General features: G+C 43.6%; 6 protein-coding genes. 3 read left to right on the top strand and 3 right to left on the bottom strand.

The genetic code is table 11. The annotated features are described in order from the left end of the window. Nucleotides 1–807: an ABC transporter ATP-binding protein gene (locus FKN88_RS08555; RefSeq protein ID WP_072670962.1), complete on the top strand. Its 807-nt coding sequence runs from the start codon at nt 1–3 to the stop codon at nt 805–807. Nucleotides 808–840: 33 nt separating this feature from the next. Here the strand turns inward: FKN88_RS08555 and FKN88_RS08550 are convergent, their stop codons facing one another. The 3 genes from FKN88_RS08550 to fes form a co-directional block, all read right to left on the bottom strand. Beyond that, nucleotides 841–9,309 (bottom strand): non-ribosomal peptide synthetase, encoded by an 8,469-nt coding sequence (locus tag FKN88_RS08550; protein WP_306687425.1) that lies wholly within the window; start codon nt 9,307–9,309, stop codon nt 841–843. A gap of 67 nt (nt 9,310–9,376) precedes the next feature. After that, nucleotides 9,377–9,571 carry an MbtH family protein gene (locus FKN88_RS08545; RefSeq protein WP_040905268.1) on the bottom strand — a complete coding sequence of 65 codons (195 nt, stop codon included), beginning with the start codon at nt 9,569–9,571 and terminating at the stop codon, nt 9,377–9,379. A 2-nt stretch (nt 9,572–9,573) separates the two neighbouring features. After that, nucleotides 9,574–10,902, bottom strand: coding sequence for an enterochelin esterase (gene fes / locus FKN88_RS08540; RefSeq protein ID WP_154170886.1), 1,329 nt, complete (start codon nt 10,900–10,902; stop codon nt 9,574–9,576). Between the two features lie 181 nt (nt 10,903–11,083). Here fes and FKN88_RS08535 point away from each other — a divergent pair, with 181 nt between their 5' ends. Next, nucleotides 11,084–13,165 carry a TonB-dependent receptor gene (locus FKN88_RS08535; protein WP_161426293.1) on the top strand — a complete coding sequence of 694 codons (2,082 nt, stop codon included), beginning with the start codon at nt 11,084–11,086 and terminating at the stop codon, nt 13,163–13,165. A 394-nt stretch (nt 13,166–13,559) separates the two neighbouring features. Then, the gene (locus FKN88_RS08530) at nt 13,560–14,906 is read left to right on the top strand and encodes an ATP-binding protein (protein ID WP_154170885.1); all 1,347 of its coding nucleotides are present in this window, start codon (nt 13,560–13,562) and stop codon (nt 14,904–14,906) included. Nucleotides 14,907–14,915: the final 9 nt, after the last annotated feature.

Below are 14,915 nucleotides of genomic sequence, written 5' to 3'. Positions count from 1 at the left end.
TTGGTAAATACACTACAATCCACATTTGAAGAGAGCCGTTTGCAAGCCAAAAATATCACGCTCGCTTATCAAGATACTCAGATCACTCATGGACTATCGCTTGACATACCAGATAAGCAATTTACCGTTATCCTTGGACCCAATGGCTGTGGTAAATCGACTTTACTGCGCGGGCTAAGTAAACTGCTCTCCCCCAGTGAAGGAAAAATTTGCTTCGATGGTAAGAACCTCGAACGATATCCACGAAAAGAATTAGCCAAAATACTCAGTTTGCTCCCTCAATCTGCCATCGCACCAACAGGTATCACTGTGCATGAACTGGTCGCAAGAGGACGCTTTCCCCATCAATCTTTTCTACGTCGCTGGACATTAGAGGATGAAAAAGCCGTCAAGGATGCCATTCAAGCGACCAATATAGAGGGATTACTGCAGCAAACGGTTGACTCTCTATCCGGCGGACAACGTCAACGTGTATGGGTAGCGATGGCTTTAGCACAGCAAACGCCCTACTTGTTATTGGATGAACCGACAACATACCTAGATATCGCCCATCAAATCGAGTTACTCAACCTGTTTAGAAAGCTAAATCGAGAAGAGAATCGCACCGTCGTTGCCGTACTGCATGACCTGAATCATTCTTGTCGCTACGCAGACCACTTGATTGTGATGAAGTCAGGCGCGATTATCGCCCAAGGTAGCCCAAAAGAAATCATTAGTGAAGCATTGATCCACCACGTCTATGGGTTACACAGCATTATTATTGATGACCCTCTAAGCCATACTCCCTTGATCATACCCAAGTCTTGATAACGAAAAAAACCGGCGTATGCCGGTTTTTCCTTATGCTTTGAGCGTCTTTTTCTCGGATAACAGTTGGTTAAGTTGCTCACCGATTTTTCCAACATGTTCGGATGTAATAATGTCTTCATGAGAGCAATCAAAGTAATACTTTTCTAGCCCTGTTATGAATGACTGCCAGTGCTGATCAATATCATAGCCTTGGGGTAGCGTTCTTTGAGCGACAAATAACTCCACTCTCCCCTGATACTTTAATGATTGAGCCCCAGACAGCAACCGAACCGCATCCTCATAGTTGGCGGTGATGTCCTCAAACATCTTGGCTCTTTGCTGATCAAGTTCATCATCTGTTACATCATTGGTGGTAAGAAATCGCTCTTTCTCTCGTTGGATTTCATCCTGCACCTCTTCATTCATTGGCCCTTCCCAATCCTGCCCTTCGGGTGGATAAGTATCGAAAAGACAAAGAAAGGCCACCTCTTCACCTTGCTGCTGAAGCTGAGCAGCTAAGCTATGTGCCACATTGCCGCCAAATGAATAGCCCAATAGATGATAGGGTCCATGAGGCTGTATCGCCTTTAGGGCTTTCAGGTAAATATCACAAGCTTCTTGCATGTCTGCTCCCACCGCCATGGCCCCAGAAGGGCGTGGAGATTGGAGACCAACAATAGGATAATGTCCTTGTAAATACTTCGGTAATCCTGTGTATTGCCAAGCAAAACCCGATGCTGAGTTGATGCAAAATAAAGCAGGCCCATGACCTGCACGGATAGGAAGTACGTCTCCAAACCCTGCTAAGGTTGGATCATTACGAGCCTTATCATCAAGCAGTAATAACGCCAGTTTTTCCACCGTAGAATTGACCATGATTTGACCGACAGTAACTGGGACATTTAAGACTCGTCGAATGTCTGCTGCTAGCTTCATAGCCATTAAAGAGTGGCCGCCTAACGAGAAAAAATCATCTTCAGCAGACAGCGAGTCAATGCCTAACACATCAGCAAAAATACCTACTAGTTGGGTTTCTAAGCCAGGACGCGCTTTACGGCCTTCCCCTATCAGTATATCGCTAGGTAAAGGCAGCGCCTTACGATCTAACTTACCATTAGCGCTGAGAGGAAATGCCTCCATGATAATGATTGCGATGGGCACCATATGAGCAGGAAGGTAATCTGCCAAAGCAGCTTTAAGCGCTTCACCCTCGATATGGACATCTTCATTGAGAATCACGTAACCAACCAATTGACGCTCATCGGCTCCTGCCATACTTTTTTCTAAGCCGAAGACTTTGGCACAGACCAAGGCTTGCTTAACACTTGGCAAAGACTGAAGGGCGACTTCGATCTCACCGAGTTCAATTCGCTGACCTCGGATTTTTAGCTGCTCATCACTTCTTCCCAAATATTCTATTTTCCCTGACGGTAACCAACGGACGATATCCCCCGTCCGATACATGCGCTCTCCATGAGTAAACGGATTGGCTATAAATCTATCGGCGGTAAGTGAATGTCGATTAAGATAACCAATCGCCAGTTGTTCTCCAGCAAGATACAACTCACCAGGAACACCGAGAGGTGTTTCTCGCAGAAAGCTATCTAAGACATACAACTGCGTATTCCAAACTGGCAAGCCAATCGGTACGCTATTGCCAAAACTCTCGTCCAGTGATTCACCAAACGCTGGACAATAGGTCACATCAACAGCGGCTTCCGTCGGGCCGTACAGATTATGTAACGGTGCGTTAATCCACTTGGCATAGGCCGTCGATAAATCCTTAGATAACGCCTCACCCGAACAAAATACGCGCTGTAAACTTGGGGCGACGTTGCGATCTTTATCCGAGTTCGCTGCTACCGACGCGATAAACGCAGCAAGCATTGAAGGAACAAAGTGCATCGTCGTGACTTGATAATCTTCAATAATCGACATAAGCCATTCTGGATCTTTATGCGATTCTGGTGGAGCCATAACTAAGGTTGCCCCCTGAATCAATGGCCAGAAGAATTCCCATACGGAAACATCGAAGCTACAAGGTGTTTTCTGTAGTACAACGTCTTTGTGATTGAGTTGATATTCGTGCTGCATCCATTGCAAACGGTTAATGATCGCTTGATGAGAAACCAGCACTCCTTTTGGATTACCTGTAGAACCTGAGGTATAAATAATGTACGCGCCATGTTCTGGGCGTAATGCTTGCTGTCTCGTTACATCGCTATATGGTGTGGCTTGTGGTAGTTCATCTAAGATAAAAAGCTCACCAAGATCGCTAAAACGCTCGCTATAATCAGAGGTGGTGATGATCAGTTTCGGCTTAGCATCGCTGATCATATAAGCCAATCTATCATCGGGGTAACTGACATCTAACGGAAGATAAGCGGCCCCAGATTCGATTATACTGTTAAGAGCAAGACTGAGTTTAACGCTTCTTGGTAGCGCAACGGCAACGATATCACCGATATTAATACCCTGATTAACCAATAAGTTAGTGATAGCAATGACGTGTTCACGCATCTCTCGATAGCTGAAACTATATTCATTATCGACCAAGGCAACATGATCCGGTGTGCGCTCTGCCTGCTCGGTCATGAGTATGCCTAATGTACTATGACGAACTTCAGTTTCCGTCCGGTTAATACGCTGCTGAAGGACGGTTTCTTCCTCTAACCGTAAATCCAGTTGTGACAAGGGAATATTGGGCTCATCAATAATGGTTTGCAGTACTCTCTCAAAACGCTGCATGACTTGCTGTGCAATACCAATAGTGTCACGATACTCAAATAGAATATGGATTTGCTCACCAGGGAGAACCAGGATAGTCAATGGGTAGTGGGTATAGCCTCGGTTGTGAATGTGGGTAAGTTTCGCTCCCTGATAATCTCGTTGGTACCAATCAGAATGATCAGGGTAATTTTCCACCACTAATAAGGTATCAAATAATGTTTCGCCCCCCGCCAACTGCTGGAGTTCACTCAAACCCAGTTCATCATGCTCAAGAAGCTGAATTTGAGTGTTCTGATGAGCTTGTAATTGTTGCAACAAGCTCTGTTTAGGATTCAGTTTCATACGCACGGGAATTGTATTGCTGAACAAACCAATGTGCTCATCAATGCCCTTTATATGCCCAAATCGACCAGAGATTGGCGTACCAAATACGATATCTTCTCGACCTGTCATGCTCCCCAAAATACATGACCAAATCCCTTGTACCAATGAATTGATCGTCAAACCATAACGACTTAAGCATTGGGTTAATTGCTGGGTTTGCTCTGCGCAAATGATCAACTCACCCTCTTTTACACTATCCTCAACGGGGATATCTTCGAAGGCAATCGTTGGTGTCACGTCCTTCAGTACCTGTTGCCAAAGTGCTTGAGCGGGGGCTTTATCCCGCAGTTTAAGTTGATTGACGACATCTGCATATTGAGAGGATATCTGTGGCAGACTTTGATTGTCTTGGCCATAGGCGGCAAGGAAATCAGCCAATAAAATAGGGGTTGACCAACCATCAACAACGAGGTGATGAGCAGAAATAAATAAAGCGCTGTGATCGTTACCATGATGGATTAACGTCGCACCCAGTAATGATTCATTGGGGTTATTGAGATCAAATTGACGAACGAGTTCTTTCTTTTCCACTTGCTCAAGATACGCCTGTTGATATTGACGACTCTCTTTACGAATATCGATACACTTCAATGGCCAATAAGCCATCGCTTGAGGAAGCAATTGAACGGTTCTTCCTAAAATCGAACTGTCGAATTTAGCCAGTAATTGCCGATGACGCATGATCACGGCATTCAGCGCTTGCTGAACTCGCTGCGGTACTATTGTACCGTTGAAGCTTAATCGGGTCGTTGAGTTGTAGTTACTTTTCTCATCTCCCAGTTGTGATTGAAACAATAAGCCCTCTTGCAGCGGTAAAGCGGGAAGAATATCGCTAAATGGGCCAAAGCGATGGGCTAACCTTTCTGCATCGTTGAGTGAGACATCATCTTCAGTAAATTCAGCTGGAACCCGAAGGATCGCTTGTGGCTCTTGTTGCGCACTAAACCAATCCAAAATCGCTTCAAGTTGCTGAGTGATATGGTCGCCAATAACGCGAATCTCATCATGACTGAATTGCGCTTCATCCCAAGTCCAATTAAGAGCAAATTTGGCCTCTTGGTCACTCTCATCGACAAAAACATTGAGTTCTAACGGATGTAACAGAGCGTTATCGCTATTTAAAGAGACCGCTAATGTATCGGCAAACTTACCCTGTCGACGAATGGGAGTCCAGTTACCCTGTTCCTGCTCAAAACGTCCTAAGTAATTAAACAATAACGATGCTTGATTACGCTTAGATAATTCTGCAAGCTCATCACGATATACGTTATCTAAATATCTCAAAGACATATAACCTAAGCCTTTATCCTTGATACGCCGCTTAGATTGTTTTACCTGTTTGAGTAACTCGACAAGGTCGCCGTCTTTAGGTAGAACAACGACGAGTGGAAATTCAGTAGTAAACCAGCCTATGGTTTGCGTAAGGTTCAGTGCAGCATCAAACTCTTCACGACCATGAGATTCTAAATTCAGCTTAATCGCTTCTTTTTGATAACACTTACCTAGTGCAGATGTCACCGCTGCAATCAATATCTCATCAATGTCGAGCACTCGGGATTCTTGGCAATAGCGAATAACATTTTGTGTTAGCTCTGTCGGTAACAATGCCCGATGATGAATAATACGACCCTTTGCCGTTGACGGTTTTAACGGCTCAATAAAGCAAGACTCCTGCTCAATCCAACCTTTCGCTTGCTTCATCAACTGTGGTAAGTGTTGGTAGAGTGCTTGCGACCAAGTATTCAGTCCAGTAACCTCAAAGTTAAGCTCAGGCTTGCTTCCATTGACTTGCGCGCGAACTAACATTTTTAACTGCGGCAATAAAATTCGCCAAGAGACCCCATCAATGATCAAGTGATGGGCAAGGATCATTAATCCACTTCGTCCTGCTCTATCAACAACATGGATCAGTTGGAGCATATTTCTGTTTGGCGCTAACATTTGACCAAATTGTTCAAACATTTCATCAAGATCAACGTATTCCAGATCTTCAACTCGACTCGTTGTTAACCAAGAATCGGTATTTACCTTCTCCACTGGCTCAATACGGTAACCTTGATTTCGTTTCATCAAGCGACAGGCAGAATAGTTAGCGACCAATTGTTTCAATCCAGCTTGAAGATGGACTCGCATCACATCGGGTTCAATCTCGACAAACACACCTTGAACATAACTCGTGTTTTCAGCAAAGGTTTCTTCAAACCAGCGCCACATTGGTAGAGGCTGAATTTCCCCATCCTGATTGAGTTTTCCTTGACGACCAATACTAAGCGGTTTCATCAACGTTGCCATCACGCCTAACTGACGTGCCGCAAATACTTCTTTAGGACGGAGCTCATAACCCACTTTCCGTAATAATGTTCCTAGGCCCATCGCAGAAATACTATCTCCTCCGAGAGCAAAGAAATCGTCCGACGTTCCAACCTTTGCTATTCCCAGTAGTTCAGCAATCGCATCGCATAAGACTTGCTCTTCTTGAGTAGTCGGAGCCACGCTCCCATGGCTAGACATAATCACAGGTTTAGGTAGTGACTTTCGGTCAATTTTACCGTTTACATTAAGAGGAAACTTATCGATGATCACTAAAGCGGCAGGCACCATGTATTCTGGCGCAGAGGCGGAAATATGGGCCAATAAAAGAGATTCATTCAGCTCAGACCGATCCGGATTGACCAATGTACAATACGCAATCAGTCGGTGAGACTCTCCATAACGTTCTGCAACCACCACGCTTGTTTCAACGCCATCAATAGCACTGATTATGCTTTCCACGTCAGCAAGCTCGATACGGAAACCACGAATTTTGACCTGATCGTCACTACGGCCAACAAAGTCCAACTGACCATTATCACGCCATTTCACTAAATCACCGGTTCTATACATGATTTGACCATGTACAAAGGGATTAGCGATGAACCGTTCTGCTGTCATTCCTGCTTGATTTAAATACCCTTTTGCCAACCCCGCCCCAGCAAGATACAACTCACCAACCACACCAACAGCAACCGTATTTAATTGCTTGTCTAACACATAAGCTTGAGCGTTGAGTATTGGGCGACCAATAACGGGGGTGTCATCGACATTGAGTGATGCACTCACAGCATCAACGGTAAACTCGGTGGGACCGTAGAAGTTTTCCACCAACAATTGCGGATAAGCTTTCACTCTCGACCAGAGTTTCTCTGGCACAGCTTCACTCCCGATTAACACTAGTGAAGGGACATGCTCAGCTTCCATCAATTGGTTATCAAGCATTTGACCCAATAATAGAGGGGGAAGATCTAATGCATCAATATGATCTTTTTTGACTTTTTCAGTTAATTCATAGGCATCTTTGCGTTGTTCATCATCATACAGATACAGTGAATGACCACAGAGCATCCAGAGCACTTGCTCCCAAGAGGCATCAAATGAGAATGATGTCGTATGCGCAGCTCTCACTTGCACATCATTCTCAGCACATTGATATTTCTCTGCAAGACATCGAATGGTACGAGCAAAAATGGAATGCTGATGTGAATGTAATAAGTTTAGCAACGCACCATGAGTGTTCATCACCCCTTTCGGTTTACCCGTCGAGCCAGAGGTAAATACAATATAAGCGACATCTGAAGGATCAATATCAACCTTGACACGCTCAGTAACAGCTAGGCTGTCCAAATCAGTCAAAGAGATACAACGGGTAAGGTGATTCCACGGCAAGAGCTCAGGGTTTTCCACCATTACTCCCCATGGCTGGGCTTGTTCTAAAATGGTTTCGATACGTTCCTGGGGATACGCTAAATCAATAGGAAGGTAGACTGCCCCAACTCGTAGGATAGCCAACATAGTGATAATCGTGTCAGCATTACGAGGAATGGCGACACCAATGATATCACCTTTGCGAGCTCCCAATCCCTTGATCTGCTGGGCTTTATTTTCGACAGCTCTGTCTAGCTGAATAAAGCTCCAACTCTGCTGAGCAAATTTTAGTGCCTCGACATTAGGTTTCAATTTAACCTGCTGATCAAATACGGCTAACACTGTCTGAACTTGAGGTTTTTCATTCAACGTCTTTCCTGTAGACCATCGAGCAATATTCGTTCGTTCATTCGCCGGTATAATATCCAGTGTATGCAAAGCGGTATCTGGATTACGGGCTATCTGTTCGACCATATAAGCGAAACGATGCGCATGCAATGCCAGTGACTGTTGAGAGTACTTCGCAGCATTCCCGGTCAACGTTAAGCTCAGTTGGTTATTATTTAGCTGAGGAGAAAACTCAATATCATCAATGGGGCCGGCTGAAAGGATGTGCGTCCGGCCTTTTATTCCTGCCAAATGTATGTCTTCTTCAAAAGGTTTGTAATTAAGAATTGGTCCATACAAAACTTGCCCAACTTTCCCTAAATCTCGTTGAATTTGTTCGGCATCGTACATTTGATAACAACGAGCTTGGCGGATAACTTTATTCATCGACCTAGCAACATCAAACAGTGACATTGTAGGATCGACGTTTACTGTCAACGGCAGAATATTGACGACGGCCCCTGATGAGCTCGCAGCGCAGCTACCCATTCGACGCATAAATGGGAAGCCCACACCAATATGTTGCTCTCCAGAGACTAAGTGTAGGTAAGCAAATACCAATGCCATCGCAAGCTCTGAAGGTAGAATTTTATTACCTCCGCGATTAAGCCAATCGCCACCCTCCAATTCAATGTTGAATTTCTCAACGATATTCGCCGAGCTTTGTCTACCTCCGGTCACTAAACTGAGAGCTTCCGGTAATTGACGTGCCTGTTGTTGCCAAAAATGACGAGCCGCTTGATATTGTTCAGATTGATGAAAGTGCTGATGCTCATCGATAACCGCTTTGAAAGGAGTAAATGGGGTTGGCCCAGCGGTCCCCGCAACTAACCGATTATACTCGCTAACAATATAATCAGTGATGGCGTTAATGCTAAATCCATCAACATCAATATGATGATAACGTTGATACCATAGCCACTTGGTTTTGCTGTTATCACCCACATGAATTAAGCAATGTCGATACCTTGGTTTTGCCTCTTGTAAATTGATCGGAGTAGCGAGATCCTCTTTCATCCATTCAAGAGCCGATTCATCAACAGAAGCCGCTTGAGAGAAATCCATAATCTCCAAAACGTTTTGAGCTTGCTTAGGCTCGATAATCCCCTGCTTAATTTCCCCATCAATATCGAAATAGTGAAAATGCAGTGAATCAGCGGCAAAAATACCGCTATTAACAGCTTGGCTAAAGCATTCTAAATCAATATCTCCATCAAGCTCGATGTAATGGGCTACGTTAAATTCTTCGGGTCTTAACATCAGTTGCTGCCCAAACCAAATACCCTGCTGAGTACCAATAAGAGGATACCGTTCTTCTGGTACTTGATGTTCTTTCATTCATCCATTCCTTAAAATGATAATCACTTGTCTTTTTTAGTGATTTTTTACTGTACTGAAGGGCGGTTTATACTCGGATGTCATGCCAGTTAGCTTCGATATATTCGATGCAGCGTTGTTTACTGGATGGACCAAAAGTACTTTTCCAGCCTGATGGCGTAGGCTTAAATTCAGGCCACAAGCTGTATTGACCATGATGATTAATCAAGACGGTGAACTGATTTTCAGTATTATCAAAAGGATTAACGTATTGTTCAGACATGTCTAACTCCGTTTCGGCGGTAATGAAAAAAGGTAAGAGAGCCCATCGATGATGCCACCACGCCAACATAGACGTTCATGCCCACCATCAAAGACTCGGTATTGAAGATTGTGCCGTTGAGCAGCGAGTTGGTGGTATAGGTCCAAGCTAAGATCGACCATGATGTCTTCGCCACTTCCTACTTCGATAAAAATGTTCAAACAGCAGTGACGCCCCAACCCTTGATGTATCTGTCGGCTCATATCACTAAGAAGATGCGGTGACTCAGGTGGTACATAGTCACTAGGCGGTTTAACCAGAGAAAAATCTGGCCACCAAAATGATCCAGACTGACACACGACCGCTCCAAAACGCTCAGGCCAATTCAATGCAGCGAACATAGCAGCCAAACCACCGAGACTCTGACCGACGACTACGGTTTGCTCGGGGTCTTGACTAATGGTGAAATAACTCGAAATTAAAGGGAATAGTTCTTGTATCAGTGCTTGCCAAAACAGCGGATTACAACTGAGTTCTTCACTTCGCAGACGGCTATCCACTTCATCAATCAACACATATAGGGCTTCTGGTAATACGCCTTGCTGAGTCGCACATGACAATGCGTCGTATATCGGTAGCGATTCAGACCAAAAACGGCCATCAAGAATAAAAACGACAGGCAATGTTTTCTGCGTATCGCGTGTGGTGGAATACAGCCATACACTGCGGCTGTTATTCAGTATCCTACTCTGCCAGTTGAGGGAGAAACTCGACTTAATGGTACGGTTACCGCCATTCTGATCAAAAATTTGCCAATAGATTTGCGACGGAGCATTAGGCATATGCAGCGGTGTTTTGCTCACTCCCCACAGGCAATGATCCAATCGGTTTCTGCCAAGCTCATCACGACAACTCAACGGAAATAGTTTTTTTAACCATTCACGGTGCTGAGCCCTTTTCTCTTGATAACTGCCAACATAACTTGGCTGACATAGTTGATGAGGGACTGGAATAAAAGAATAACCACCGCGCCAAGTGTGCTTAATAGAAGCGATATAAAACCACACGTCCGTACCTTCTATCTGAGAAAGCTTGGCCATAGTAAAACTGTGATGGTCAGTGACACCATTAATATCAATGTACACTTCTCGGATATCTGAACCTCTCGGTTCTCGCCAAATAAAGATCACATCAGCGTATTCATCCTCAGCATTCATCACTATCGGCATCCCTTCAAACGCCATTTGTTGCCACCACCTGTTATCGCCAATATTGCAACCATCGCGAGAAAGCCATCGACAAACCTGATGAAGATTTGGGTTGCTGTGTGCATTGGGTTCTTCAAACAACATGACTATTCCTATTCATCAACCACTCTCTTATTCATAAAAAAACAAGCCAGCGGAATAAATTCACACCATCAATAATTGCAAATACTAACAATTATCATTAACATAACCATCCGCAATAATCTTTTACATAAAAACGGTTACAACATCAAACATTTTCCCTATTTTTAAAGGATTTCTTAATATGAAGCTTATGGACTTAAACAGTGGCAATACCCCTCGCTATACAAGGAGTACTCTTTCTACGATGATTGGCCTGATTTGCCTAGGCAGCGCCAGTTCGGTCGTTTACGCTCAAGAACAGCAAGAAGCGAATAATGTTCGAGCCTCAGAAACGATTGTTGTTCTTGGTGAAAAGTTGGGCGGCACGCTGGCGCAGAATACCAGTTCGGTGACTATTTTTACTGCAGAAGCGGATAATGGCGAAGACCGAACTTACTACGATTTACTGGATAGAGTCCCTAACGTGCTTAACGCCCCATCAGGAATGCCACACATTCGTGGCGTTGATGGACGAGGTGGCGCTGGAGATGGATTCATCTCATTCATGACCGGAGCCACACCTCGGGTGAATACCACTGTTGATGGAGTATCTGAATCTTGGACAGGTGAGGCTTTCGGTAAGGCTGGGCTGTGGGATACAGAGCAGGTCGAAGTATACAAAGGCCCTCAATCAACGAATCAAGGGCGTAACAGTATCGGTGGTGCCGTAGTCATCAAAACCCAAGACCCCACGTTTTACACAGAAAGTAAGTTCCGAGTTGGCTACGAAAATGAGGACAACAAATACCACTTAGCTGGTGTTGTCTCTGCCCCAATCGTCGAAGATAAACTTGCCTTCCGTATTGCCGCTGAAGGGACAACGGGCAATACGCCGATCGATTATTCATTGCCAAACAATGATCAATACCCTTGGGATCCTTCAGAAATAAAGTCTCATAACGTCCGTGGTAAACTGCTATATCAACCTTTTGGAACCGATAAACTCACCGCGAAACTCACGGTCGCCAGCCGTAATGAAGAAGGCCAATATACAAACCTTGTCGATAAAGATGGTGGTAAGTTGGAATACACCGATGCCAGCGGTACTCGTCGTCAAGAAACTAAAAGCTGGAACGTTAATCTTGATGTCGGTTATCTCATCAATGAAGAACTTAAAGCCGATTTCCTACTGGCAAGGCGAGATTACTCAACCAAGTTTAAAGCCTATCCTTCAACGGATTGGTGGGGTGATGTGGACGAGGAGAATTATACTGTAGAAGCTAAACTGGCTTATAATTCTTTAGACGAAAAATATAATGCGATTTTCGGGCTCAGCAGTTATTTTAAAGATCAAAACACACAAACAGATTCACTAAAACGTCTTGATAAAGTCCAAACCCATTCCATTTACTTTGATTCCAAAATCAAGATTGCCTCTCAATGGGGACTGTTACTGGGTGCTCGCTACGAGCATGACAAGCTTGATCGTGATTTTGACCATGCAAGGTTGCCTCTCGACTTCAAAGAAAAAGAAAACAACGGTATCTTGCTACCTAAAGTTGGCTTAACTTACGAGGCCTCTGATACTTGGAACTTAGGTTTAACCGCTCGTAAAGGCTACAATGCAGGTGGTATAGGCTACAACGAAGGCCAAGAGAATCTCTTTGTATTTAAACCAGAAAAAGTCTGGACCTACGAACTCAGTTCACGTTCCACTTTCCTAGAGAACCGGCTTGGTTTAACGGCAAATATCTTTTACAACGATTACCGTAATTACCATACCGTCGTCTATGGAGACAGCGGTAGCCGATTCGATAATTACGTAGCGAATATCCCTAAAGGTAAAACTTATGGTGCTGAAGTTGAAACGACGTACTGGTTTGATTCTGGGTTAGATGTTTTCGCCTTTGTTGGCTTACTGAAAACAGAAGTCACCCAAGGGCCTAGCGGAACAACCGTCGATCTCACTGGCAAAGAGTTTAGCTATGCCCCTGACCTTTCTGCAGGCTTAGGCTTTACACAAAACTTTGACTCAGGCTTATTCTTTGGCGCAAGAGTTAACTATGTTTCAGACTATTATACTAACTTAGCCAACACTGAAAGTACTTCAGCTGGTGACTACACGGTGCTTAACGTCAATGCTGGTTACAACATAAATAACTTAACCGTTCGTGCTTATGTTAAAAATGCGACCAACGAGGATTATGTGTTACGTCACAAGAATGACCTGATCGAAGTTGGCGGACCACGCACATTCGGTATCATCGCTGACTATAAATTCTAAAAGACGCTATTGATTACCTTGGAAAACCAACACATAAACGTCCGATAATTATCGGACGTTTATTATTTAAGTAGTTGGTCAGCAGCAAGTGAGTTCTGTCGTCGTTTGCCTTTTGCTCTAGCAAGGTTTTGCCCAGAAACATGCTGAGAGGTGATCAGCGTAACGCACAGCTGCTCTAAAAGTTGTTAGCCTAATATTTAAAATTCAACGCTAACGGAATCAAGATACTAGATTGACAGCGAGTAAAACCAACAACTTTTCATGCCTGAAGACCACTTTATGGCATATGAGTTAGTGTAAATAAAGTTACTGTAACTAATTTTACGGTAACTTTATTTACAGTAATTGACTAATGCTCTATTCTATTGCTAGTCCGTGAAAAAAGTGGAACGCAATGAAAAAATTTTATAACCGTCAGAAAGAATTAAAAGCTCTACAAACGGTTTCTGAGCAGATAGTAAAAACAAAGGGGCAACTTAGCGTAATGGTTGGAAGAAGACGCGTAGGTAAAACCCGTCTTTTAAACGAAGCTTTTCAGCAAGAAAATACCCAATTCCTTTACCTTTTCATAAGCCGAAAGAGTGAAAACTCCTTAGTGGCAGAATTCGCAGAAATCATCAATAGTGAGCTTGGCGTTAAGTTTTTCCAGCCCCAATCACTGCGAGATATCATCGAGTTCTTGTTGGATTACACAAAACAAAAACCTCTGACCATCATCATTGACGAGTTTCAAGATATCGACATAGTCAACCCTGCTCTATTCTCCGATATTCAAAATTTATGGGATGCAAACAAGAGGGACTCAATGATGCACTTAGTGTGTTGTGGCTCCCTCTACAGCATGATGACAAAAATTTTCAAAGGCAAAGACGAACCTCTATTCAATCGTGATGATAGATTCTTTAAAATTCAACCTTTGCAGCCTTCTTATATCGCCGAGGTAATGAAAGATCACGATCAATTTGATGCTGAAAACATGCTTCGATGGTGGTGCCTGTCTGGCGGAATACCAAAATACCTCGAGTGGTTAACCCGATTTTCTGCTGAGAACGATGACCTATTTGAGGCGGTAATCTCCGAGTTTTCACCACTAATAAAAGAAGGCACTCATCGACTCGTTGAAGATTTTGGCTCAGAGCATCGAATTTACTTCGATATTCTTGGTGCGATATCAAAAGGCAATACAAGCCGTGCTCGAATTGAAAACTTCTTAGGTATGAGTGTCGGTGTTCATCTGGAAAAGCTTGATGAAGTTTTTGATGTTATTACCAAAAAGCGCCCGATTAGCTCTAAAGAGAACTCACGAGATATTCGTTACTCTATTTCCGATCCATTTCTAAACTTTTGGTTTCGATTCATTCATGCCAACAAAAGTGCTGTTGAGATGGAGAACTACGAATACATCCGAAGATATATTGAACGAGATTTCACTGTGTACTCTGGTCTGGAATTAGAGAGCCTGTTCGTCGCGATATTGGTTGAATCAAAGCAGTTCGCAAAGATTGGTGGATACTGGGATGCAAAAGGTCACAATGAAATCGACATAGTGGCTATTAATGACTTAGATAAAAAAATACTCATTGCCGAAGTAAAGAGACAGCAAAAACGTTACAGTGAGGCCAAATTAATAGAGAAATCTCACTGCCTTTTGCAAAAGTTAAATCTAAAAGGTTATGACATTGAATATCGTGGATTTTCATTGGATAACTTAGTTGAAACAATGAAAGAGTATCAAGCGTAATCAACACCA

The sequence above is a fragment of the Vibrio sp. 2017_1457_13 genome (assembly GCF_030851525.1).
Classification (GTDB): Bacteria; Pseudomonadota; Gammaproteobacteria; order Enterobacterales; family Vibrionaceae; genus Vibrio; species Vibrio metschnikovii.
Note: the sequence above shows the minus strand (reverse complement) of the source record. Positions and strands in the feature narration are given on the sequence as shown.

Coding starts and splice junctions, on each gene's coding strand:
- fes (WP_154170886.1), bottom strand. CDS start 10,902: ATGTTGTTTGAAGAACCCAATGCACACAGCAACCCAAATCTTCATCAG.
- FKN88_RS08530 (WP_154170885.1), top strand. CDS start 13,560: ATGAAAAAATTTTATAACCGTCAGAAAGAATTAAAAGCTCTACAAACG.
- FKN88_RS08535 (WP_161426293.1), top strand. CDS start 11,084: ATGAAGCTTATGGACTTAAACAGTGGCAATACCCCTCGCTATACAAGG.
- FKN88_RS08550 (WP_306687425.1), bottom strand. CDS start 9,309: ATGAAAGAACATCAAGTACCAGAAGAACGGTATCCTCTTATTGGTACT.
- FKN88_RS08545 (WP_040905268.1), bottom strand. CDS start 9,571: ATGTCTGAACAATACGTTAATCCTTTTGATAATACTGAAAATCAGTTC.